General features: G+C 55.4%; 21 protein-coding genes and 1 riboswitch. Of the genes, 5 read left to right on the top strand and 16 right to left on the bottom strand.

Annotation, left to right across the window (positions count from 1 at the left end; genetic code table 11):
• Nucleotides 1-2: 2 nt before the first annotated feature.
• From gatB to JR338_09000, 12 genes are all read right to left on the bottom strand, one after another.
• Nucleotides 3-1,451 (bottom strand): Asp-tRNA(Asn)/Glu-tRNA(Gln) amidotransferase subunit GatB, encoded by a 1,449-nt coding sequence (gene gatB, locus JR338_09055; GenBank protein QRN82567.1) that lies wholly within the window; start codon nucleotides 1,449-1,451, stop codon nucleotides 3-5.
• A 92-nt stretch (nucleotides 1,452-1,543) separates the two neighbouring features.
• Nucleotides 1,544-2,704: an aminotransferase class I/II-fold pyridoxal phosphate-dependent enzyme gene (locus JR338_09050; GenBank protein ID QRN82566.1), complete on the bottom strand. Its 1,161-nt coding sequence runs from the start codon at nucleotides 2,702-2,704 to the stop codon at nucleotides 1,544-1,546.
• A 39-nt stretch (nucleotides 2,705-2,743) separates the two neighbouring features.
• Nucleotides 2,744-2,971 (bottom strand): hypothetical protein, encoded by a 228-nt coding sequence (locus JR338_09045; protein ID QRN82565.1) that lies wholly within the window; start codon nucleotides 2,969-2,971, stop codon nucleotides 2,744-2,746.
• A gap of 16 nt (nucleotides 2,972-2,987) precedes the next feature.
• Nucleotides 2,988-4,001, bottom strand: a complete 1,014-nt coding sequence (locus tag JR338_09040) for a nucleotidyltransferase (GenBank protein ID QRN82564.1) — start codon at nucleotides 3,999-4,001, stop codon at nucleotides 2,988-2,990.
• Between the two features lie 92 nt (nucleotides 4,002-4,093).
• Complete coding sequence (locus tag JR338_09035) at nucleotides 4,094-5,104, bottom strand: nucleotidyltransferase (protein QRN82563.1); 1,011 nt, start codon at nucleotides 5,102-5,104, stop codon at nucleotides 4,094-4,096.
• Nucleotides 5,105-5,133: 29 nt separating this feature from the next.
• Complete coding sequence (gatA, locus tag JR338_09030; protein QRN82562.1) at nucleotides 5,134-6,612, bottom strand: Asp-tRNA(Asn)/Glu-tRNA(Gln) amidotransferase subunit GatA; 1,479 nt, start codon at nucleotides 6,610-6,612, stop codon at nucleotides 5,134-5,136.
• Nucleotides 6,609-6,905: an Asp-tRNA(Asn)/Glu-tRNA(Gln) amidotransferase subunit GatC gene (gatC, locus tag JR338_09025; GenBank protein QRN82561.1), complete on the bottom strand. Its 297-nt coding sequence runs from the start codon at nucleotides 6,903-6,905 to the stop codon at nucleotides 6,609-6,611. The genes gatA and gatC overlap by 4 nt, the downstream gene beginning before the upstream one ends.
• Before the next feature lie 199 nt (nucleotides 6,906-7,104).
• Complete coding sequence (locus JR338_09020) at nucleotides 7,105-7,566, bottom strand: RNHCP domain-containing protein (protein QRN82560.1); 462 nt, start codon at nucleotides 7,564-7,566, stop codon at nucleotides 7,105-7,107.
• Between the two features lie 5 nt (nucleotides 7,567-7,571).
• On the bottom strand, nucleotides 7,572-8,570 hold the full coding sequence (rsgA, locus tag JR338_09015; GenBank protein ID QRN82559.1) for a ribosome small subunit-dependent GTPase A: 999 nt from the start codon (nucleotides 8,568-8,570) through the stop codon (nucleotides 7,572-7,574).
• A gap of 522 nt (nucleotides 8,571-9,092) precedes the next feature.
• Nucleotides 9,093-9,869, bottom strand: coding sequence for an ABC transporter ATP-binding protein (locus JR338_09010; GenBank protein ID QRN82558.1), 777 nt, complete (start codon nucleotides 9,867-9,869; stop codon nucleotides 9,093-9,095).
• Nucleotides 9,841-10,842, bottom strand: a complete 1,002-nt coding sequence (locus JR338_09005; GenBank protein ID QRN82557.1) for an ABC transporter substrate-binding protein — start codon at nucleotides 10,840-10,842, stop codon at nucleotides 9,841-9,843. The genes JR338_09010 and JR338_09005 overlap by 29 nt, the downstream gene beginning before the upstream one ends.
• 28 nt (nucleotides 10,843-10,870) lie before the next feature.
• Entirely contained in the window at nucleotides 10,871-11,674 is an 804-nt protein-coding gene (locus JR338_09000; GenBank protein QRN82556.1) for an ABC transporter permease, read from the bottom strand.
• Between the two features lie 55 nt (nucleotides 11,675-11,729).
• Nucleotides 11,730-11,879: riboswitch (FMN riboswitch) on the bottom strand.
• Between the two features lie 150 nt (nucleotides 11,880-12,029).
• On the opposite strand from JR338_09000, the gene JR338_08995 reads away from it, so the two are divergent.
• The 4 genes from JR338_08995 to JR338_08980 are packed head-to-tail and all read left to right on the top strand — an operon-like array spanning nucleotide 12,030 to nucleotide 18,161.
• Complete coding sequence (locus tag JR338_08995; GenBank protein ID QRN82555.1) at nucleotides 12,030-13,205, top strand: DNA double-strand break repair nuclease NurA; 1,176 nt, start codon at nucleotides 12,030-12,032, stop codon at nucleotides 13,203-13,205.
• 3 nt (nucleotides 13,206-13,208) lie between these two features.
• Nucleotides 13,209-13,853, top strand: coding sequence for a hypothetical protein (locus JR338_08990; GenBank protein ID QRN82554.1), 645 nt, complete (start codon nucleotides 13,209-13,211; stop codon nucleotides 13,851-13,853).
• Nucleotides 13,850-15,583, top strand: a complete 1,734-nt coding sequence (locus JR338_08985; protein QRN82553.1) for an ATP-binding protein — start codon at nucleotides 13,850-13,852, stop codon at nucleotides 15,581-15,583. The genes JR338_08990 and JR338_08985 overlap by 4 nt, the downstream gene beginning before the upstream one ends.
• A gap of 1 nt (nucleotide 15,584) precedes the next feature.
• Nucleotides 15,585-18,161, top strand: coding sequence for an SMC family ATPase (locus JR338_08980; protein ID QRN82552.1), 2,577 nt, complete (start codon nucleotides 15,585-15,587; stop codon nucleotides 18,159-18,161).
• Nucleotides 18,162-18,589: 428 nt separating this feature from the next.
• On the opposite strand, the gene lpdA is transcribed toward JR338_08980, so the two are convergent.
• From lpdA to JR338_08960, 4 genes are all read right to left on the bottom strand, one after another.
• The gene (gene lpdA, locus JR338_08975; protein QRN82551.1) at nucleotides 18,590-19,987 is read right to left on the bottom strand and encodes a dihydrolipoyl dehydrogenase; all 1,398 of its coding nucleotides are present in this window, start codon (nucleotides 19,985-19,987) and stop codon (nucleotides 18,590-18,592) included.
• Nucleotides 19,988-20,101: 114 nt separating this feature from the next.
• Nucleotides 20,102-21,397, bottom strand: coding sequence for a 2-oxo acid dehydrogenase subunit E2 (locus JR338_08970; protein QRN82550.1), 1,296 nt, complete (start codon nucleotides 21,395-21,397; stop codon nucleotides 20,102-20,104).
• Between the two features lie 22 nt (nucleotides 21,398-21,419).
• Entirely contained in the window at nucleotides 21,420-22,406 is a 987-nt protein-coding gene (locus tag JR338_08965) for an alpha-ketoacid dehydrogenase subunit beta (GenBank protein ID QRN82549.1), read from the bottom strand.
• On the bottom strand, nucleotides 22,399-23,385 hold the full coding sequence (locus JR338_08960) for a thiamine pyrophosphate-dependent dehydrogenase E1 component subunit alpha (protein ID QRN82548.1): 987 nt from the start codon (nucleotides 23,383-23,385) through the stop codon (nucleotides 22,399-22,401). Before JR338_08960 ends, JR338_08965 begins: the two co-directional genes overlap by 8 nt.
• 366 nt (nucleotides 23,386-23,751) lie before the next feature.
• On the opposite strand from JR338_08960, the gene JR338_08955 reads away from it, so the two are divergent.
• Nucleotides 23,752-24,474 (top strand): transposase, encoded by a 723-nt coding sequence (locus tag JR338_08955; protein QRN82547.1) that lies wholly within the window; start codon nucleotides 23,752-23,754, stop codon nucleotides 24,472-24,474.
• The last annotated feature ends 97 nt before the right edge of the window (nucleotides 24,475-24,571 follow it).

Here is a 24,571-nt window from a genome sequence, read left to right as displayed (position 1 = left end):
ATTTAGAGATATTCCATGAGCAGTTCCTGCACCACGCCAGGATTGGCTTTGCCGCGCATCTGGCGCATCACCTGACCAAAGAACCACTGCCGTAACGCAACTTTACCTTCCCTGTAAGCCTGAACCTCATCCGGGTGGTCAGCAAGGACCTGGCGCACCACTTCGGCGATGGCTTCCCGATCGGAAACCTGCGCCAAGCCCTCTGCTTCAATGATTGCTCCGGCTTCCTGCCCGGTTGCAACCATCTTCTCCAGCACGGTTTTGCCTGTGGCGTTATTGACTTTGTCTTCCTGCAATAAGTCCAATAACCCAGCCAATGCAGCAGGCGATATCGGCAGCGCATCAATGCCTGTGCCGGTGGTGTTCATGATCCCAAAAAGTTCGCCGGAAACCCAATTGGCCGCCAGCCCGGCATCCGGCTGCTGCATGGCATTGACCACGCGCTCAAAAAATGCCGCAGTTACCCGGTCGGTTGTCAGGATCTCAGCCTGATAGGCGTCCAATCCTAAATCCGCCATGAACCGGCTGAACTTGCGGTCCGGGCGCTCCGGCAGGTTTTCACGTGAAGATTCAATCTGTTCAGAGTTGATGACCAGCGGAGGGAGGTCCGGCTCGGGAAAGTAGCGGTAATCGTGGGCTTCTTCCTTGCTGCGCTGAGAAACAGTGACTTCGTTCAACTCGTCCCAGCCCAGGGTTTCCTGGTCCACTTTGCCGCCCTTTTCCAGCAGGGCGGTCTGGCGGTCCAGCTCATAAGTAATAGCAGCGGTCATTGTGCGGAAGCTGTTGAGGTTCTTGATTTCAACCCGGGTGCCCAGAATATCGCTGCCTTCAGGTCGAACGGAGACATTTGCTTCAAAGCGGATCACGCCTTTTTCCAGGTCACCAGAATTCACCCCCAGATATTGCAGCACCATCCGCAGGGTGCGGGTATAAGCCAGCACTTGCTCAATGGAGTGCATGTCCGGTTCAGTGACGATTTCGAGCAGGGGAATCCCGGCGCGGTTGAGGTCCACCAGGGAATAGGCTTCATCTTCGGTGTGGATATGGGTCAGTTTGCCGGTGTCCTCTTCCAGATGGACCCGGCGGATGCGGATATCCAGCCAGCCGGAATCCGTGCGCACCGGCAGGAGGCCATGTTCAGCCAGGGGGAACTCGTATTGGGATATTTGATAGCCTTTGGGCAGGTCGGGGTAGAAATAATTTTTTCGCGCGAACTGGCTGACTTTGTTGATCTCACAATCCAGGGCAAGGGCGACCCGCAGCCCAAAAGCGACCGCCTGGTCATTGACCACGGGGAGCGAGCCGGGCATGCCCGCACAGACGGGGCAGACCGCGGTATTAGGTTCTGCCCGGGTGGAATCCAACACCGGGCAGCCACAGAACATTTTTGATTGCGTTTGCAGTTCGGCGTGGACTTCCAGGCCGATGTCTGCGATATATCCAGATTTCATCTCAACCCTTTATTCAATTTTCCGGCGACCCTGGCAAACTGAAAGGTGAGGATGCTTGCTTTGGTCTTGCTGTTGATGAGCGCTTGTTAGGATCAGAGTTTTTTGAGGAAGTGGCCGATCTTTTCCAGGGCGATCTCAAGTTTTTCATAACTGGTGGCATAGGAGCAGCGGACAAAGCCAATTCCGGAATCGCCAAAGGCGGAACCAGGCACCACAGCCACTTTTTCTTCCAGGAGGAGCCTCTCGGCGAAGGTCACGTCGTCCAGTCCGGTATTGTGGATGCTGGGGAAGACGTAAAAAGCGCCATGCGGCTCAAAGGTCGGCAGGCCAAGGCTGTTCAGACCTTCATAGACCAGTTTGCGACGGCGGTCATACTCCGCCAGCATCTCCTTGACATAGGGCTCGCCCACTTTGAGGGCTTCCAGTGCGCCATATTGGGAGACCGTTGGGGCGGACATGACGGAATATTGGTGGATGCGAACCAGGCCATTGATCATGCTGGCTGGGCCGGCAGCGTAACCGATCCGCCAACCGGTCATGGCATAGTCTTTTGAGAACCCGCCCAACAGCAATGTGCGTTCCTGCATGCCGGGGAAGGCGGGGAAGCAGATATGTTCCTGACCATAGACAAGCCGGTCATAGATTTCATCGGAGATCACGACCAGATCGTGTTCTTCCGCAATTTTGGCGATGGCTTCCAAGTTCTCGCGTTTGGCAACCGTGCCGGTGGGATTGTTGGGGTAGCCCAGCAGGATGGCTTTGGTTCTGGGGGTGATCGCTTTTTCGATCACGGCTGGGTTTGGTTGGAAATCATCCTCCATGGTTGTGTAGATCTCGACCGGTTTCCCGCCTGCCAGGGCGACCTCTGCCTGGTAGGAGACAAAACACGGTGTGGGGATGATGACTTCATCCCCGGGGTCAAGCAAAGCCGTGAAGGTGAGATAGAGGGCTTCAGAGACGCCCACGGTTACGATAATCTCATTGACGGGGTCATAATGCACGCCATAGCGTTCTTCCAGGTTCTCCGCAATAGCCGTCCGCAGTTCCATAATGCCAAGATTGGAAGTGTAATGGGTCTCTCCCTTTCGGAGGGCCTGCACCCCAGCTTCAATGACCGGCTGGGGCGTGGTGAAGTCAGGCTCACCTATCCCGAGGGAGATAACATCTTCCATGGTAGCTGCAATGTCGAAGAATTTCCGGATTCCGGATGCTTTCAGGTTGACCACAGTCTTTGAGAGATAACTTTTTGGCATTCACGCTCCTTGGTAATCTAAGTGGATATGATCCTTATTTTACAATGACAAATCCTCTTTGAAGTGGATTTGCCAGGTTTCCGATTCAAGTATATAGATCAGTTCGAATAAAGTCTCGCCAGGTGAGCAGCGCACCAGGAAGAGCAGGGAGTCCGGATGGCGCTGTCTGTCAATGATCTCGGTGACCTCGTATATCATTTCGTGCCAGATCACCCGGCGGGGGGCCTCCGGGTAGTTAGCGCCTGCATAACATACGACCCGGCCCATATTTAATCGTCTCAGCTCATTGATTCGCGCAGCTGTTATCGCCGAGATTAGCCCGCCCCGTCTGGCCTTTGAGCGACACACTGTGCCCGATCAGCGAATCCTCCAGTCGGCAGGATTTGAGATGCGAACCGGGGCCAATGATACTTTCACGCACCAGGCAATCTTTGATGGTGGCATTTTCACCGATTGAGACATAGGGTCCAACCACCGATTGCAGGACCTGCGCAGTGGGGTGGATGAAAACTGGCGGAATGATCACTGTATTTTCCGTGGGGGTCAATTTGTCACTATTGTCAAAGCCGTGGTCCAGTAGGTAGCAGTTGGTTTCTAGCAGCGATTCGGGTGTGCCGGAATCCAGCCAGACATCCACCTTTTCTATGCGCATTTTGAGACCACGTTTGAGCAGGATGTTGATGGCGTCTGCCAGATAGAATTCCCCTTTGAGGTAGAGCTCTTTGTCAATTTGTTCCTCAACGGCGGAGAGGATCGTTGAGGCGTCTTTGAAGTAGTAACAGCCGACTACTGCCAGGTTATTGGACATGTTGTCCGGCTTTTCGATCAGCTCTGAGATCCAGCCATCTTCATCGACCAGGGTCACGCCAAAGCGCCGTGGGTCCGGGACGGGTTTGACCCAGATCACGCCATCGGCTTCTTCATCCGTCAGGAACGAGAAGTCGTTTTCGATGATCGTATCGGAGAAGACGATCAACAGCGGCCCGGTGAGGGCCTCTTTGGCCTGCCAAAGTGCGTCCGATTGGCCCCGCATGACGGTGTCAATGGGGAATTGGACCTTCCAATCTGGATAGAAACGGGCCATATGCTCCCGGATTTGAGGCTCCACCTGAGCGTTGACGGAGAAGATAAATTCCGAGGATTCGACATAGGGCACCGTCTTGAACATTTCAAGGACGAAATCAATTACAGTTTTTCCGGCCAGGCTGACCAGGGGTTTGGGGCGGCTCCAGGTGAGCGGCCGCAATCGGCTGCCAAATCCCCCCATCGGGATCAGAATTTTGATCGCTTTCTCCAAAGCTGCACCTCCGCTAATGAGTATGGATGACGATCCGTTTTAGGGTCTCGTCATCCTATTGTACTTTGCCTTCTTGTTTGTTTGGGCTGGGTTTATTTAACTGCCCAGGAATTGTCGCCAATATTGAACCGGCCGGATTGCCCGGTGATATTTGCATGATGGCCGATAAGTGAGCCTTCCAGCAGCGAAGCGGTGACATGCGTGCCGGAGCCGATGATCGAATCCCGGATGGTGCTGTCGTTCACCACCACGCCTTCTCCGAGGGAGACATATGGCCCGATGACAGCCGTATTGATCCGAGCTGTGGGATGGATGTTCACCGGCGGGATGATGACTGTATCCTCCAGGTTGGAAACGGAGGCGGAATTATCCTGGCCATGTTCCAGCAGATAGCGATTGGTCTCCAGAAGGGCTTCCGTCGTCCCGGCGTCCAGCCAGGTATTGACCATTTCCGTGCGCATGGTCATGCCGCGTTCCAGCATGATGTTGATCGCGTCCACCAGGAAGAATTCGTTTTTCAATGAGATGTTGCGTTTGATCTGTTCCGCAATCGCGGAGATCAGATCTTCGGCCTCTTGGAAATAGTAGCATCCAACGACAGCCAGGTTATTCTTCAGTTCCTGGGGCTTTTCGATCAGTCGGACCACCTGGTGGTTCTGATCGACCTCGGCCACGCCAAAACGGCGGGGGTCCGGCACGGGTTTAACGAAAGCCACGCCCTGGGTTTCCTTACCGATGAAGGAAAAATCGTTATCAATCAGGGTATCCGAGAAAGCCATCAGCATCGGTCCATGCAGGAATTCGCGGGCCTGCCAAAAAGCATCGGACTGACCTTTCATCTCAGGCTGCACAGCGAAATCCACATGATAATCCGGATAATAATGGGCGACGTGCTCTCGAATTTGTTCACCCATGGAGGAACCAAGGATGAAGACAAATTCCGATTGCTCAAAATTGGGTACGGAGCGGAACATATTCATAATCTGATCCAGCACCGTCGCACCCGCTAAAGAAACCAGCGGTTTGGGTTTGCTCCAGGTGAGCGGCCGCAGGCGGCTGCCGAAGCCGGCCATCGGGATCACGATTTTCAGGGGTTTGGTCATATGAGGGTCTCCTCGATAGGGTATTCTGTTTAGTTCAGGATCTTAACATCCGGCCAGCTCTCGTGCCACTGGGTTGCCAATTGGTAGGCATGACCCACCTGGAAAAGCAGGTCTTCCCGGAAGTGGGGCCCCATCAACTGCATGCCCACCGGCATCCCGTCGGAGTCCGTTCCCACAGGGAAAGCCAGCCCCGGCACTCCGGCCAGGTTCGCGGGTAGAGTGAAGACGTCTTCCAGGTACATCGCCAGCGGGTCATCCGTATGCTGGCCGAACTTAAAAGCGGTGGTGGGGGCGATGGGCGCGGCGATCACGTCCACATCTTCAAATGCTAGATCGAAATCGCGTTTGATCAGGGTGCGGACCTTTTGGGCTTTACCATAATATGCATCATAATAACCGGCTGAGAGGGCATAGGTGCCCAGCATGATCCGGCGTTTAACCTCCGGGCCAAACAGACGGCCGCGGGTCTCGGTGAACATATGCCAGAGGTCTTCCCCTTCGCCCAGGCGCGGGCCAAATCGGATCCCATCATAACGAGCCAGGTTGGCTGAAGCTTCCGCCGGGGCGATCAGGTAGTAGACCGGCAGGGCATATTCGGTATGGGGTAAATGAATCGGGACGGCTGTGGCACCCTGAACTTCCATTTGAGTAATGGCCGCCCGGACACGCATCTCCACTTCAGGCTGAATGCCTTCGATGAAGTATTCTTCGGGGACGCCGATTCGCAGTCCCTTGAGGGAGTCGGTTTCTGGCAGAGTATATTCCGGCACAGGTAGTTGAACGCTGGTGGCATCCAGAGGGTCGAAGCCGGCCATATATTGGAACAGGGTGGCGACATCGGCCACATTGCGGGCGATCATCCCGACGGTGTCCAGCGAGGAGCCGTAGGCGATCAAGCCATAGCGCGAGGTGCGTCCATAGGTGGGCTTGATGCCGGTGGTGCCGCAGAACGAGCAGGGCTGCCGGACGCTGCCGCCGGTATCGGTGCCAAATGCGGCAGGGGTTATCCGAGCGGCCACTGCAGCGGCTGAACCGCCACTGGAGCCACCGGGCACCCTGGTAGTATCCCAGGGGTTGTGGGTCGATTCGTAGGCGGAGTTTTCAGTGGAGGATCCCATGGCAAATTCATCGGTGTTGGTCTTACCGAGGGGGATCACGCCGGCATCCAGCAGGCGCTGGACCGCGGTCGCGGTGAAGGGCGGGATGAAGTTCTTTAGGATTTTTGAGCCGCAGGTCGTCCGTACCCCTTCCAGACAGAGCACATCCTTGACGGCCAAAGGTAGCCCCGTCAGGGGTGGCAGATCCTCAGGTTGGGAGGTTCGCAGGTCATCTGCCGCTTTGGCGGCTGCCAGCGCTTTATCCGGTGTGAGGGTCAGGAAGGCATGGACTTCGGATTCGAGCGAATCAATCCGCTGCAGCAGGGCGCGGGTCAATTCCACGCTGGAAAAGTCTCCGGCGCGCAGCCCATCAATGCAGGCCTGGACGGTCAGGCTGGTCAGTTCTGTCATTCCTGACCTCCGAAAATCGGTGGGACCTTGAACTGGTCATCCTGAGTCTTGGCGGCGTTCCCCAGGACATCGTCCTGGGATAAGCCGGGCCGGTTGTGGTCCTCTCGCAGCCGAAGCTGCATATCCAGGACGCTGGCCGTGGGCGGGATCTGGTCGGTGGCGAGTTCATCCAGCCGGGCAGCATAATCGAGGATATCGGATAGCTGCTCAGCGTAACGCTGCTTTTCGTTCTCGGTCAGTTCCAGACGGGCCAGGGCGGCAATGTGTTCAACTTCCTCAATGGTCAGCTTCATGATGCCTTATTATAATATGGATGCGCCTAACGGCAGTGGGGCTGGAGGAGGGAGAATGGGGGATTGCCTTTACCATTGGGTAAAGCTTATTGGAACCGATTGATATTGAAGACATTTATTAAATTATTTTTGGAAATTATTGGAACCTTCCCTGAGAAAACTAAATCAGGGAAGGTTGTTTTGTCACCCCGAACTAGACTTAAGCAGCGAGTACCTGGGTACCATAGAGCCGTGATTCAACCAGTGCAATGTCAGCGTTGGTTAAAATCTGAATTTCATGTATTTGGCTCTGCTCCAGCAGGTTTTCAGGGCATTGGCTCAGGCTTTCCAAAATTCTAATGGAGTCATCATCGGCCGCTATCCGGTTAATTGAGAGGCCGCCACAGGTCTGGCAGCGATGCACGAGCATCAGTTCGCCCTGCAGCCCTCGGGCATATTTATCTCGGCTGCGTTTGACCGTCAGCCCGACGGGAGCCATCACGCCCTTGCAGGCACAGAGCCGGTCGCCCGCCTCAAAGAGGTCCACATGCCGGGAATGCAGGCAATAGGGACAATGGTTACGATTGACCACGCCTGATACCGCCGTCCTGGCACTGACATAACGGCCGCAGTTCTTGCAAGTGAAATCCGCGTTGAAATCATCAAAATAGGTCCGCATCATTCACCTCACAGGTCCACTTTCAGCCTTAAATAGCTTTTATAGCGATAGGGACTGATCGCGCCATCCATCACAGCCTGGCGAATCGCACAGCCCGGTTCTTCCTCGTGATTGCAACTGTGCCCAAAGTGGCACTGGCCCAAAAATGGCCGCATTTCAGGGAAACATTCAGCCACGTCTTCCGGTGTTAGCCCAATCAGGCCAAATTCCCGCACGCCGGGGGTGTCGATTATTGCGCCACCCGCCGCCAGGGGGAACATTTCCAAATGGGTGGTGGTGTGGCGTCCCTTGCCGGTGGTCTGGTTCACGGTTTGCACTCGCAGACCCAGGCCGGGTTCGATGGCATTTAGCAGGGAGGTCTTCCCCACGCCGGACTTGCCCACCAGGACGGACGTCTTTTCCAAAAGGATATCCCGCAGTTCTTCCAGCCCCATCATTTGTTGTGAGCTGGTCAGGGTCACGGGGTAGCCGATCCGCCGGTAGCGTTCAACGGCTTCCAGCAGGTCCGACTCAGCCGGAGTGTTCTGGATGAGGTCCATTTTAGTGATCGCAATCCGCACCGGCAGCCGGTGGTGTTCCGCAGCCACCAGGTAGCGGTCCAGCATGTGCCAGCGCGGCTCAGGGTTGGCGGCGGCGAAAACCGGAACCACCTGGTCCAGGTTGGCCGCGATCACCTGCTCGAAGGCATGCGCACCGGGCATGGGCTTGGCGGATTGGCGGGTCAGTTTGTTTTGGCGCGGTAGAACCTCCAGGATCATCCCGGTGTCATCGCCGGCCGGTTGGTAACGGACCCGGTCGCCAATGGCCACGGGATCCATATGTTTATCACGGGTGTTCGTGACCCGCTTTTTCCGTCCACCCTTGCCGCCGCTGTATTCAAAGTCTTTCCAGAGCTTCGCCGAAAGCGAGCAGAGGATGACCTGGTCGTTGGTATGGACGTGATATTGACTTAGGTTTTTCTTATAAACGACACCATATGCAATCGTGTCGGTAGTTTGAGTTTGCATTGTAAGCGTTCCTTATGCTTATCAGCAGTAGTGCTGTCTATCTTTTGAGTGGTACTGAACCCTGAGATCAGGGTTTCATAATTTGAGATACGAACTTGGGCTTGCATCAAGCCTTCCTTTCATTAGAAAAAAATTGGTTAAATAGAACACCGGCCACGGAACAATCCCGTGACCGGTGGTGGTGTCATGCTGCATCCAAGCTTGTACTTGCTGGGGCAGGCGCGGGGTGATCCCCGGCCATGCCCGGTGCAGCCTGCATTTGTCTGATTAAAGTTAAATCAAAAGGCCACGGGGTATGAACACACCCGTGACCGGAAAAGGAGCTAGCGGTTCAGAAGCCGTCTAGCGAGTCCCAGAGGCGCGTTCATACAGTTTAGGGTTTGCAAGTACAAGGACTTTAGCCATAAAACGTGCCTCTACCTTTCTGTTACTAGTGAATTAACAATTTAGATTGTAATAAAAAGTGCCCATTTGTCAAGAGACTGGTTGGCAGGGATTTGCCTGGCCAGTTGGGCAGTGACCTTAAATGGGTTCCTCATCACGCAGGCTTTCCCGTAAGGTCTGGGCCAGCGCGCTGAATTCTGGGGCCACCCGCATATTAGGGGTGCGCGGGCGGGGGAGGTCGATCGTCAGGTTGAGCTTGATCATCCCGGGGCGGGGAGAGAGCAATAACACCCGGTCAGACAGATAAATGGCCTCTGAGATGGAATGCGTGACCATCAGCACGGTCTTGCGCCGGGCCTGCCAGATATGCAGCAGTTCATCGCCCATTCGCTCCCGTGTCAGGTCATCCAGGGAGCCAAACGGCTCATCCAGCAGGAGTAAATCCGGGTCCTGCATCAGCGAACGGGCAATGGCCACCCTCTGGGCCATCCCGCCGGAAAGATCACGGGGATAAGCCTGCTCAAAGCCTTCCAGTCCGACCAATTCGATCAATTCTTGGGCGCGGCTTTCAATTTGGTCATTGGGGATGCCTTGCAGTTCCAGAGGTAGGCCCACATTCTCGATGACCCTGCGCCAGGGCATCAGATTCGCCTGTTGGAAAACCAGGCCGACCTTTGGCTTGCGTTGATAAACCTCAAAATCACCGTGGGTAGGCGGAATCAACCCGGCCAGCACGCGCAACAGGGTGCTCTTCCCGCTGCCGGAAGGCCCGATCAGCGAGACGAATTCGTTTGGCGCCAGTGAGAAGCTGAGGTCGTGCAGCGCATGCACGACCCCGCTGGCATCGCTAAAGGTGACGCCCAGGTTCTTGACGCTGAGCACTGCCTCAGGGGAGGAGGTCATTGGTGAAAGCATTATCCAAATCCTGGGTCTCTGTCAATAGTCCCATATCTAATAAAACAGCCTGCATATTGACCCAGCCGGCTGGTTCACTATAGCCAAGGTTTTCTGTTTCCCAAAGCATGATGGATTGATTCAGGATCTGAAACTGGAGTTCTCTATTCGCATCGGCCAGGTTTTCGACATAGGCTTTACTGATCTCATAAGCCTGATTGGGGTCCGCCAGGGTGTCGGCGATGCCCTTAAGCAGCGCTTCAATGAAAGCCTGCACCTGATCTGGATGTTCATTGAGCATGGTCTCATTGGTGACGAGTCCATTGGCAACCAGACGCAGGTAATCGGCAGCGCGGATCACATCCACGTCATAACCTTGAGATTGCAGCACCATCGGCTCATTTGCCAGGTAGATCACGGCTGAATCAACCTGCTCGGTCACCAGATATTCCACCTGATTAAAGCCGATTGAAAGCAGGTTGATATCTTCCTCACCCAGGTCCGCTGCACTCAGCAGGGCGCGCAGGCCAATATAGCTGGCGCCATAGAGGCCTGGGACGCCGATGGATTTTCCGGCCAGATTCTCCGGAACGAGGATATCGGAACCCGCCAGTGAGACGATCCCCACCGGATATTTTTGGTACCAGGCGGCCACGTAGGTCACGGGCAGCCCCTGGGCACGGGCCAGCAGGACCTGCTCGCCGCTGGCAATGGCAAAGAGCTGCTCGCCGGCCCCAATCAGGGCGACGGCATCCGATTCGTTGCCATATTCAATGGAAACGTCGAATCCGGCATCCAGAAAATAACCCTTTTCCACTGCGACATAGATGGGTGCAAATTGGATGTTGGGAATGTAACCCAGGGTAAGCGGTGTTGTGATGATCTCGGGCTCCTCGGTGGCGGTTTCCCTTTGGCAGGCCGTCAGGATGAAGGCGCTCGAAATGGCGATGATGATGAGGATGATGGCTTTTCTCTTCAATTGGTTTGTTTGCATTTTCTCTCCATATTTTGGCAAAACAATATTAATCCTGGCGCCATGATTGCCAGGCCAGAACCCGTTTTTCAATCCAAAGGACACTACCGTAGAGGGCCATTGCCATCACGATCAGTGTGATCACGGCAACGAAGACCAGGGCAGTGTCGTATTGCCCGCGGCCGACATTGATCAGGAATCCCAGTCCCCGATCCGCACCGACCAGCTCTCCCACCACCGCGCCGATCACGGACAGGGTGGCGCCTACCCGCAGCCCACCTAAAAAGATCGGCAGGGCAGCCGGGACTTCCAGTTTCCAAAGCGTCTGACTGCGAGAAGCGTTCAGGGAGCGCATCAGGTCACGCAGATCCTGCGATACTTCACGTAAACCCACCACTGTGTTGATCAGGACCGGAAAGAAAACGATCAACGCACAGATCAGGATCTTCGAAAAGATCCCCGGGCCGAACCAGATGACCAACAAGGGAGCAATGGCAACCATGGGAATACTCTGGCTGGCGACCAGGTAGGGGGAGATCAGTTTTTCCAGGGTGGGAGATTTTGCCAGCAGGTATCCCAGAAGGGTGGCAAACAGGCTGCCCGCAAGAAGACCGGAAAGGACTTCAAGAAGGGTGATAAGGGTGTGGCGGCCAAGTTGACCATTTGTCAGGGTGATGAGGAACCGTTCCCATACCAGGCCTGGGCCGGGCAGGATGAAAGCCGGCAGGTCCAGCACACGGGTGAGGGCCGCCCAGATAAGGAGGCCGCCGCCCAGAGAGAACACCAGGAAAAGCACTCTCTTCCACGGTTTCGGTTTTGGTTGATGGGGTTGGGTTTCAGACGTTGACGTCATATAAAAAAAGCCCTGAGTGATTGGGTCGGGGCATGAGATGAATACCAATAGATACCGGCACCTTCTTTCATTCGGACTGTTACCGCCGGCACCGGGATTTCACCGGTTCATGCATGCCTGACATGCTCGTGGGCTACCTCTGTCTGAGGATTACCACCGATAGGGAATTGGGCGATCTGGCCCGCACCCTGCCCCGAAGGTGTTAATTTTTTGATAAAAGTAGTATATCTTTTGAGTGAGGGCCTGTCAACGCGGTAAAGAATCATAATCTGCGCTGAGGTGTTTTAGAAAACTGTCCAACAGTCGTTATAATTAGGCATACTGACCTCATCCAATATGCTGACACCGGAGTGTTATGCCTGTCAATCTGTTTGAAATCCAGAAAAGCCTGCCAGATTTTGCGCAACAGGCCAAGGCCCATTCCGAGGCGGAGCAGAAGTATTTAGCTGTTCTGGAAAAAGTCCTCGCCGCGAATGCCGGGCGTTTGGATGAGATTGAGGCAGCATTGGAGCGGGAAAAAGGTCAAAATGAGCGACTGCGCTGCGCTGAACCGACCGGGGAGGCCCTGAATGAGGCTTTTCCTGCGGGTAAGATGCCCGCACTGGTCAGTTTGTTGGCGGCGGATGGCTCTCAGATCAATCCCTCCCGCCATGCCCGGGTGCCGTTTTGCGTGATCAATATCGGCGCCGTGGAAATGGTCAGGGGCTCCGGGCTGAAGCCAAAAGTTTATCAGGAGAGCCTGCTGCTGGATTATGACCGAACAACGCTGCCGGAGACCGGTATCATCAATGAGGGTGCCGTGGCTTTGCGGCGGGATTTCACTGAGAGGCAGCGGTTGGCGACCTGGTCGGCAAATTTGGTCAAACCGGCGATTGCCATGATTGATGGCCCGTTGGAACTTTACCGGGATGCCCAACAAACCGCAGAATTTAAACAAATTGCAGAAAAGTTCCAGGCCACGCTGGATCAATTTTTTACGGATAGAGTTTTTCTCCTTGGTTATGTGGATAAACCGGGAAGTGACTTATTTGTTAACCTGGTGGAGTTTCTTGGCAGGGGGCAGGTGGAGTTTGCTGATGAATTTTCAGCCTCTCGTCCTGTGCGGGTGGCCGATACGGATTTATTTAGGACTATTTTGAAGAATCCAGGTGACCGCTCAGCGGTGTTCAAGGTCCTTTCACCGACCAGTGAGAGCTTCGGCCTTGCCCAGCAGGTTCACTTTTTCTATATGAACGTGGGCACGTCCAAATTCCAACACCTGGCCCGGGTGGAGGTTCCCGCCTGGGTGGCCGGTGACAGGGACAATATCACCCTGATCCAGGCCGCCATTATGGATCAGACCCGGATCATGGGCTCGAAGCCCTATCCTTACCTTCTGCATCGAGCGCATGAGGTCGCCGTGGTCTCAATGGCAGAGCACCAACAGGTGGAGGATATGATCATCGCCACGTTTTACAATTCAAACGTCCCCATTGGCGCTCCCTCACAAAAGCAGGCCGCCAAGGGATTGATGAAAAATGGAGGAAAATAACGGATGACAACCAGCATTGAGATTGGCCGTTTGTTGCGGTCGGACACCACGGGATTCGTCTTTGGATGCAAACTGGATCAGATTGGTAGTCTGAGTTTTGGGTCAATGGTCCGCGTGCAGATGAATGACCATTGCCAAAATTTCGGGCTCATTTATGACATCCACATCGAGGATGATGGATTGGTGAAGCAGTTGATCACCTCGGAGAACCTGGCTGAGGAAGTTTTGCAGGATATCCGCGGCAACCGGTCCGTCCCGGTGGAAGTCGGCGTGCTGGCATTGGGCTATTCACGGGATGGAGCGATCTCGCACCTGCTGCCACCCCGGCCGCCGCTCAGCTTGGATGAGATTTTCCTCTGTACACCGGATGAGATTTCGGCCTTTACCGGTGCGGGCCGGATGGGCTATTTACGGCATATCCTGCGAGACCAGGACAAACCGGTGGCGGAACTGCTGACCGCCCACCTGCGGAATGCCCGCGAGGTGCAGGAGCAAATGGGCCACCCTGAGTGGTTTGATGGGGCGGTGGAGGAACTGATCACGTTGATGAAGGATGATTATCCCACGCTGATGACCGTGCTGGGTGTGGTGGATGAATTGGAAGTGTCTCAGAGCCGCCAGGCTGGCTTGAGCAGGAGGATCGGATGACCGACGAACTTCGCAGCATGAATGACAATTCGGGTTCTCTTGGCATCATCATAGATGGCGGGCTGGTCGATAACCTGCGCGCCAAATTGTCCGTTCCCGCCGGTGAGGTGCAGGAAGGCGCTTTTGTGGTGGTGGATGATCCCAAGGATGACTGGACCTTTTACGGGCTGATCACCGATCTGCAGCTTTGGGCCACCGATCCCCGTTATGCCCAGGAGGATTTTAGCGGGCGGCTTTCACCGCGGCTTGCGAAACTGCTGCGGGATAAGGTCCTCTTTACGAATGCCAAGATCATGAATACCTTGATGATGGAGCGCGGCCCGGACCCCGCCACCGAAACGGATGCCTACTTGGAGTGGTTCCAGGGCGTCATGGATGAACGGGTGCGCCCCCAACCGGCCAAGACCATCCCGCGCCATCATGCCCCGGTGCGGCTGGCCCGCGCGGAGGATATTGCCCTGATCTTTGGCGAAGAAGGGCAGAAGTCCTTTTTCCGCATTGGTGATACCCTCGAGCAGGGGCATCCGGTTTGCGTGAATTTGGATAAACTTGTCCAGCGCTCCGCTGGTATCTTCGGTGCGACCGGCACTGGTAAATCCTTCCTCACCCGGGTGATCCTGGCTGGGCTGATCAATCATGGCAAGACTGCCGTGTTGATCTTCGATATGCATAACGAATACGGCCCGGACGACACCGCCTCGGATACCGGCATGCGCGTGCCTGGTCTCAAAGGCAAATTCCCCACAAAGGTCCGCATGGTTGGCCTGGGCCGGGACGCCACCATCCGCGGTGAGCGGCCCGACTATACCCTGGAGGTGGCAGAATCGGACATCACCCCAGAGGATGTGCTGCTGCTTTCGCAGGAACTGAACCTGCGCGAGACCACAGCCACCACGCTGGATGCACTGCGAAAATCATTCGGCGCCAATTGGTTCCATGCCTTCAAGCAGATGAAAACCAATGCTTATATTGAGGACGATAACGGGCAGAAGGTCCCCGCGCCGGACAGCGTCAAGGCCTGGGCTCGGGAAGCGAATATCAACGACTTCGCTGCGGAAGGGCTGCATTCCAAACTGCGGCGGCTGTTCAATGCGCCTTATATTGTGGAGCAACCCGCCGCCAATGCGCTGCAGCAGATGATCGATAACCTCGATAACGGCCAGCATGTGGTGCTGTCCTTTGGTGAGTATGAAAAAGACCTGGATTATCTCTTCGTTTCCAACCTGCTCACCCGGCGAATCAGGGAGGTCTGGGAACAACGTACGAACGCATTCCGCAGCGGCAAGTCTGGCGCTGTTGAGCCCCGGCCGCTGGTGATTGCCGTGGAAGAAGCACACAAGCTGCTGAACCGGGAGATGGCATCGCAGACATCGTTTAGCACGATTGCCCGTGAGATGCGCAAGTATTACGTCACCCTGCTGATCATTGACCAGCGGCCCTCACAGATCTATGACGAGGTGATGTCGCAGCTGGGCACCCGGATCACCGGCTGGCTGGGTGATTCGGATGATATTTCTGCTGTGCTCACCGGGCTGGCCAGTCGGGATGCTCTGCGCGGGATGCTGGCGAGGCTGCAGCCCAAAGAAGAGGTGTTGATGCTGGGCTGGGGTGTGCCAATGCCGATTGTGGTCCGCTCCCGCCGCTATGACGACGCCTTTTGGGAGGAGTTGCTCAAGCCCAAAGCCAATGGCCGCCGGAATACCAACGCCCTCGATGGATTAGATTTCTAAGATGATTCCCGTCAGACTCAAACTTCAAGGTTTTCTTTCCTATCGTGAACCGGTCGAAGTGGACTTCACCGGCTTTAACCTGGCCTGCATCTCTGGTGAGAATGGCGCGGGCAAGTCGTCCCTGCTGGATGCGATCACCTGGGCGCTTTTTGGCCGGGCACGCAAAGCCGATGAATCGGTGATCAATACCCACCCCGAGGTCAAGAAAGCCGAGGTGACCCTCGACTTTGACTATGAGGGCAACCGCTACCGGGTGGTCCGCACCAACCCGCGGGGCAAGACTTCCTCGGTGGAGTTCTTCATCCGCTCTCAGGGGGAGGGGGATGAGGAACAGTGGAACACGCTCAGTGAACGGACGCTGCGCGATACGGACGCCAAGATTGTGGAAACCCTGCGCATGGATTTTGACACCTTCACCAATGCGTCTTTCTTCCTGCAGGGCAAGGCGGATCAATTCGCCACGGCCCGTCCCGGTGACCGCAAGCAGATTTTGAGTAATATCCTGGGCTTGGAGATCTGGGAGACCTATCGCGAATCTGCCTCCCAAAAGCGGCGTGACACCGATAAGCGGGTCAAGGGGCTGGATGGCCGTCTGAGTGAGATTCAGGCTGAGTTGGATGACGAGCCGCGTCGAAAGGCGTTATTGGCGGAATTGCAGGAGAAACTGGAAGACCTGACAGTGCACACGCAGGAACGGGCAAAGGCTTATGAGAACGTCCAGAAGTTGCAGGCCGTCTTGAAGGAACAGCAGAAGCTGGTGGAGACCCTGCAAGGCCAGTTGGATAGCGCAGAAAAAACTCTTGACCGCACCCGCACCACTCTGGCGGAGCGCCAGCAGGAACAGGCGGAAAATGCGGAGATGCTCGCCAGAGCAGAGGAAATTGAAAAAGCTTATTCTGACTGGCAGGCCGCCCGTCAGCGCCTGGAAGAGATGGAAGAGCTGGCCGATCAGTTCCGCCAGCATGAAGCGCTGCGGCATGAACCGCTGGCTGCCATCCGAGCTGAAGAAGCCCGTCTGACTCAGGAATTGGAAAGCCTGACGGAACAGCAGACCGCGCTTGAGAAGGCACAGGAAGAGGGTACATCCCTTGAGGAAAAACTGACACAGGCGAAAGCCCAGGTGGAAACGCTGCAGGCCCGGCTGGCAGAACGGCAGCAATTGGACGAAGCGATCCGGCAACTGCAGGCCGACCAGGCGGAAGCCAAGGCCGAAAATCCTCGGTTGCGGGACGAGATGCATGAGTTGAAGGATCGGATTGACCAGCTTTCGGTGGCAGACGGGGCGGAATGTCCGCTCTGCGGTCAGCCGCTGGCGGAGCATGATAAGGAAGCCCTGGTGGCCGCCCTCTCCGCAAAGGGCACGGGTTTGGGCGACCGTTTCCGCGAAAATAAGACTCTATTGGAGAACTTTGAATCACAATTGCGGCAGATGGGTGCCCAATTGGCTGACCTGAAAGGGGTGGAGGCCGAACTGCGTGAAGCCACCCGCCGTGCAGACCAGCTGACCCATCAGCTGGACTCGCTGCAAAAGCAGCGGTTCCAATGGGAGCAGTCCGGGGCGGCTCGTTTGGGTGAGATCACCGGCATTCTGAAGGATAAGACTTTCGCCGAAGATGCCCGGCAGAAACTCGCCGCGACTGATGCAGAATTGACCGCGTTGGGATATGACCTGGAAGCGCATGAACAACTCCGCCAAACGGAACAAGCCGGGCGGGAGGCGGATGCAGAGCTGCGTGCGCTTGAAAAAGCCCGCGCCGCGCTGGAGCCGGTGGAACGGGAGATTGCCGGGTTGCAGGAGCGGCAGGTGGAACAAGAAGAAGCCCTCCAAAAGTTACAGGCAGATCACACCCAGGCCGCAGCGGCTTATGCTGCTGCGCAGGCGGACCTGCCCAACAGTAAAGAGGCGGAAAAGGCTCTGCTGGATAGTCAGGAGCAGGAGAACCTGCTCAGGCGGGAAGTGGGCGCTGCGGAACAGCTCGTGAATGTGTTGGATACCCAGCGGGAGCGCAAGGTGGCCTTGTCGGCTGAGCGCGAGACCCTCACCCAACAGATCGCCAACCTGCGGCAATTGGAACGGGCCTTCGGCAAGGATGGCATCCCGGCCTTGCTGATCGAACAATCACTGCCCGAGATCGAAGAGACCACCAATGACCTGCTCTCACGACTTTCCAATGGGCAGATGTCCTTCCGTTTTGAGACTCAGCGCGAATATAAGGATAATAAGCGCAAGGATATGAAGGAAACGCTGGACCTGATCATCAGCGATGGACTGGGCAAGCGGGATTATGAGATGTTCTCCGGCGGGGAGGCCTTCCGGGTGAATTTCAGCATCCGGCTGGCGCTCTCCAAGATGCTGGCCCGGCGGGCGGGAGCCCGGCTGCAGACTCTGGTGATTGATGAGGGCTTCGGCAGCCAGGATGCCCAGGGCCGTCAGCGGCTGGTGGAGGCGATCAGCACTGTTCGGGATGACTTTGAGAAGATCCTGGTCATTACGCATTTGGAAGAGTTGAAGGATGCCTTCCCCACGCGAATCGAGGTGACCAAGACGGAAAAAGGGTCGCAGGTGGTAGTGGTGTAGGTCTTGCCTTCCCCCTAGCAGGGAAGGTGACACATAGTGCCGGATGAGGAGGCTTCATCTTTCACCTCATCAGTCTGCTGCGCAGACCGCTTCCCCTCGAGGGGAAGCCTAAGGAATTCGGTTGGTTGTAGAGATAAAAAGAGGCCGTTTTCTTTGAATGTCGGCTAAAACCTTTATTAATAAACCGATAGAAAAGACTTCTGAGAAGTCATTATTTTAAAGCCTTCCCCCTGGTGGGGAAGGTGGTACGTAGTGCCGGATGAGGAGGATTGCTTCCTTCGCCTGCGGCTTCGTCGCAATGACAAAAATGTAGGGTGGGTCGCTGACCCACCACATAATCAAAAAAGCTCTCCCGTCACTCAAGACGGGAGAGCTTTTCATATGGAGGAACCTAGGTCCGCCTGTTAATTCTATTTTACAACTACCGGTTAGATATGGATAGCTTCGCCTTCAGCTCCAGCGGCAGCTTCCATTACGGCCTCACTCAAGGTTGGGTGGGCGTGCACGTTGCGAGCGATCTCATGGACGGTCAGCTCAAAGCGCTGGGCCAGAGTCAGCTCGGGGAGCAGCTCGGAGGCGTCGGGGCCAACCAGTTGTGCGCCGAGGATCTCGCCGTATTTCTTGTCGGTCACGACTTTGACGAAACCTTGATAGTCATTCAAACCGAGGGCCTTACCGTTGGCCTGGAAGGGGAACTCGCCGACTTCAACGTCATAGCCTAATTCCTTGGCCTTGGCTTCGGTGTAACCGAAGGAGGCGGTCTGCGGGAAGCAGTAGGTCGCTCGGGGCATCATATCGTAATTGAGGGTGACGGTTTCAACGCCAGCGATATTCTCGGCTGCCACCACGCCCATGGCCTGCGCCACATGCGCCAGCAAGAGTTTTCCGGTCACGTCGCCGATGGCCCAAATGCCCTTGACATTGGTTTCCATTTTTTCGTCGATATCAATATAGCCGCGTTCGGTCAGCTTCACGCCGACTTCTTCGAGGCCCAAATTGGCAGTGTTTGGTCGGAAGCCGATTGCCACGAGGGTCCGTTCGGGTTCCAGGACCTCTTCACCGTCTTTACCTTCCACGATGACCTTGGTGCCGGTCTTGGTGGTGGTCACGCTCTTGACCTTGGTACCGGTCATGATCTTGATGCCGCGCTTCTGATAGGCTTTTTCGATCTCTTTGGCAACAGCTTCGTCTTCGGTGGGCAGCAGGTGGGGGAGCATCTCAACGATGGTCACATCCACGCCATAGGCATTCCAGACGGAGGCGAATTCAACGCCGATCGCACCGCCGCCGATGATGGCAACGGAAGCGGGCAGCTTGTCGCTGAGGATCGCGCCCTCAAAGTCCACAACCTTATCACCATCCAGATCAACGCCGGGAACGGTGAAGGGGTGCGAACCGGTGGCGATCACAATGTCCTTGGTCTTGATGGCCTCGACAACGCCCTCTTCGGGTGTTACTTCGAGGGTGTCCTTGGCGGTCAGTTTGGCCGCGCCCATGATCACATCAATGTTATTTTTCTTCATCAGGAAGCCGATCCCGCGGACCAACCGCTGGGAGACCTTCCGACTGCGGTCAAAGGCCACGCTGTAATCGAGTTCCAGGTTATCAAACTTGAAGCCGAATTCCTTACCCCGTTCTCGCAGGGTGTGGGCAATATCCGCATTCCGCAACAAGGCTTTGGAGGGAATGCAGCCGATATTCAGACAGACGCCGCCCAGGAATCGTTTTTCAACGATGGCGGTCTTCTTGCCAAGTTGCGCGCTGCGGATGGCAGCAACGTATCCACCCGGACCTGCACCGATCACGACAACATCATATTCTTTCATCAATAAAACTCTCTTTCTAAATTCAAGACAGCCGCATAGGGGTTGTCAAAAGTGTATAAGCCATATCCGGCACTTATTATACCGAATGTGTCCTATTTGATGTTTAATAAATGCTCAGTTGACTGGCCAATTCTCTAATGTATCCCGAACTTCGGCCAGGAACGTGTCGGCTGAGGCGCCATCCAGGATACGATGGTCAAAGGTGTAGCTCAGGTAAACCATTGGGCGGATCGCTATGGCATCGTCAATCACGACAGCGCGCTTTTGGATCATGCCCGTGCCGAGGATGCCGGATTGGGGTTGGTTGATCACCGGGGTGGCGAAGAGCGACCCTTTGGTGCCGTGATTGGTCAGGGTGAAGGTGCCGCCCTGCACGTCATCCGGCGAAAGCTTGCCGGTTCGAGCCCGTTCAGCCAGTTCATTCACCTGGCGGGCCAGGCCAATCAGTGAGAGCTCCTCTGCGCCCCGGATCACAGGGACGATCAGCCCGCCATCGGGCATCGCCACAGCCATTCCCAGGTTAATCTGCCGGTGAATGCGGATTCCCGCATCCGCCCAGGAGGAATTGGCCAGGGGGATGGCTTTCAGTCCAGCTGTGATGGCTGCCAGGAAGTAAGCCGTAAAGGTCAGATGAATGCGGCGGGCTTCAGCCTCAGCTTTGTTCGCTGCGCGGTGGGCAATCACCCGGCTCAGGTCCGCTTCCATCACGGTGGTCACATGGGGGGCGGTGTGCTTGGACAGAACCATATGTTCTGCGATTCGTTTGCGCATCGGTGAAAGTGGGAGGGTCTCGCCGGGGACTGCGCTGGGGGCGGGACTCGGTTTGGCTTCGGGTTCCTGCTTGCCAAAGACGAGTTCGGTGGGGCGGAAAAGGTCACCATCGGCGGGGGTTTCCCAGATTGGGATGTCCACCTCACCTTTATGATCTTTGATGTATTCGAGCACATCTTTCTTGGTGATGCGCCCATTCATCCCGGTGCCGTGAACCTTATCTGGGTCCACGTTCTTTTCCCGTGCCAACCGGGCCACAACCGGGGAGATATAGCCTAATTCCTGGTCGCGTCCTGCCGGGCGGACCATCACCGGTTCGTCACTGATCGATTCGGCATCGGGCGTCTCATGGGGTTCATGATCCTGGGCGGGGGGCTGCTCACCCTCCGGTATCTCCTCGCCGGGTTCGCCGATCCAGGCCAGGGTTGTACCGGCCTCCACCGTTTCGCCTTCGGGTACGATGATTTTCAGGATGGTGCCCGAAGCAGGGCTGGGGATTTCGGTCTCAACTTTATCGGTATTCACTTCAAGCAGCGAGTCAAATTCCTTGATTTCCTCGCCCTCATTCTTCAGCCAGGCGGTCACGGTTCCTTCGACCACGGATTCGCCCAATTTGGGCATAATAACTTTCGTTGGCATTTTGCCTCCTCAGTCGTTTCTTCTAAAATGCAGCCAGTTCCCGGATCGCATCGGCGATCTTGTCGGGATTGACCATAAACCAGTCCTGCATGGGATGGCTGAACGGCACGCCCGGCACATCTGGCCCGGCCAGCCGTTTTACCGGCGCGTCCAGGTCCATAAAGCCCCACTCCGCAATGGTGGCGGCGATTTCCGCGCCATAGCCACCGGTCAGGTTGTCTTCATGGACGATCAGTGCTTTGCTGGTCTTGCGGACGGATTGCAGGATAGCGTCCCTGTCCACGGGGTAAAGCGTGCGCAGATCCACCACTTCCACATCAATCCCTTCCTTGGCGACCATCTCGGCTGCCTGCAGGGCATAGTGGTGCATCATGCCATAGGCAAAGACGCTCAAGTCCGTGCCCTCGCGGGAGACCTTCGCCGGACCGATCGGGACAATGATTTCCTCGTCCTCGGGCACTTCCCCTTTGATCAGGCGGTAACCCTTTTTGGGCTCGAGGAAGATCACGGGGTTCGGGTCCCGGACGGCAGCCTTGAGCAGGCCTTTGGCGTCATAGGGGTTGGAGGGGATCACGACCTTCAGGCCGGGGACATGGGCGAAGAAGGCTTCCACGCTTTGTGAGTGGTAGAGCCCGCCGCCGATTCCACCCCCATAGGGTGCACGAATCACCATTGGTACGGTCCAGTCACCGTTGGAGCGATAGTTCATCTTGGCTGCTTCGGAGACGATCTGGTTGAAGGCTGGGAAGATGAAGTCAGCGAATTGGATCTCGCAGATTGGGCGCTTGCCATAAAGCGCTGCGCCGATCCCCACGCCAACAATGGTCAATTCGGCCAGGGGGGAGTCAATTACTCGCTCGCCGCCGTATTTATCAAACAGGCCAACCGTGGAGCGGAAAACGCCGCCGCGAATGCCGACATCTTCACCAATGATGAAAGTATTGGGGTCATGGGCCAGTTCTTCATCCATTGCCTGGCGGATGGCTTCAACTAAGGTGATCTCAGCCATGCTGCACCTCCTGTTCGGCATAGACCGGGAAGACTGCATCCTCCCCCTTGGGATAAGGTGCTTGCGTGGCGATCCGGACAGCTTCGTCCACTTCGGCTTTGGCTTTTTCTTCCAGATGTTCGTATTCCTCTTCCGTCATCAGGCCTTCAGCGATCAGTTGCTCTTTGGCCAGCAGGATCGGGTCCTGTTTTTTATGAGCTTCCACTTCCTCGCGGCTGCGGTAGGAGCGGTCATCGTCATCGGATGAGTGGGGTGTCAGGCGGTACATCTTGACTTCAATCACTGTAGCGCCTTCACCTTTACGGGCGTGTTCCACGGCTTCCAGAACGGCTTCATAAACCTCAAAAACTTTGGTGCCATCCACCTGGACGCCGGGCAGACCGAGACCACAGGCCTTATCAGCGGCACTGCTGACGGCCATCTGTTTATTTTGAGGCACTGAGATTGCATATTCGTTGTTTTCGACCAGGAAGATCACCGGCAGGGTGTGTACGGCGGAAAAATTGACTGCCTCATACCATTCGCCCTGTGAGGTGGAGCCTTCACCAATACTGGTCAGCACAACCTCATCTTTGCCATCCAGTTTGATTCCCAGGCCGATACCGGAGGCATGTGGAGATTGGGTGGCAACAGGTGCGGAGTGGCTGACGACCCTGGCCCGCTTCAAGCCGAAGTGGCTGGGCATCTGCCGAGCGCCGGAGGTTGGTTCAGATTCCTTACCCAGAAGGCTCATCACGAATTCAGTGGGGGTCATGCCCATGACCAGCATCATCGCCAGGTCACGGTAATAGGGGACTAGCCAGTCTTTGCCCTGTGTAAGCGCATAAACAGCGCCAACTTGCGCCGCTTCCTGACCAATCCCGGATATGTGAAATGCAATTTTGCCCTGGCGATGCAACACCCAGGCGCGTTCATCCAAACGCCTGGAGAGCAACATCATCCAGAACATTTCTTTCTTTTGTTCCTTAGAAAGAGTCATAGGTCAATCCTTCCGAGAATAATATGACAAATACGCTATTATTAGTAATATATGATGATCTTACCATGCGGTAGGTTACAATACAATTCCCCCTTCTGCCCACTCATATTAGATTAATATCCTTGGGTTATTATTTAATAATTAAGCGGCGGAATATTATTGGTGGATAAAAGGTTTGACAACCGCATCCCTTTAGAAAACTGTATAATTAAGTTGAGTAACCGATCAAATTCCATTATTTCCGTTCCTACATGGAACAGAACTTGCAAAAATCTTTAGAAATGCAGCCCTTCAACGGCCACTGAGGCTTTAACTCCAGTGCAAGCCGTTGAGATCAAAGAAACCCTTCAGGAAGAGGTCAGACTTTTGGCAGCAGAACGAAACGGGCAATCATCAAAAAATAGCTCTTCTAAGCCATCGCAAAACGATTGGGAACATATCTCGTCTGAATCGATTGAGGGCGGAATCATTCAGGGTTCCACCTGGCAGCCTTTGGCTGAAATTGTCCTTCAGGAAGAAGACCTGGTCAGTATTTTGCAAGAGGATTTTGATGCGGCTGGCAATAATACCGCTGACCGGGATTGGCGCGCTGCTGCAGAATCGCCTAATTTTCCGATCTCTGCCACGGTTAAATCGCAGGTCGATACACAACCAGTGCGGATCAACCCCGCATTGGAAAACTGGACGGTTGGGGTGGAAATTCCCGTTGCCAGCGCCATCACTTTCTACCTGGCGCCGCGCCAGACCAAACATTTCTTGATTGGCGGACTTTCCCGCCAGCTGCGGACCTGGATGCCTGAACTTTGCGAAACCTATGGCTGGGAGCTGGATTTTCTTTCCGTCCGTCCGGATTATCTCAAATGGAGTCTGCGGGATTTCCCCGAACCGCTGACCCGCGATATGCTGCAAACCGTTCGGGAGAAAACCTCATTGTGGATTTTTAGGGTTTTCCCCAATTTAAAAGAAGGGGCGGACTCAACGGACTTTTGGGCGCCGGGCTACCTGGTGGATAACAAAAACCGTGATTTCACTACCCGGGCTTTGATGGCCCAAGTGGCTCAAGACCGTTTGGGTGGAAAAACTCGATAGGGTACGTTTATATTAATCCATATGAAACAGGAATATTAACCCCTTGCCAAGGTTGACATAGTGTGCTATATTTATAGAGTCGAACGTCTGGGTGCCC

The organism is Chloroflexota bacterium (assembly GCA_016887485.1).
GTDB lineage: Bacteria > Chloroflexota > Anaerolineae > Anaerolineales > Anaerolineaceae > Brevifilum.
The sequence above is the reverse complement of the archived record's forward strand: the minus strand, read 5'-3'. Positions and strand labels throughout refer to the sequence as shown.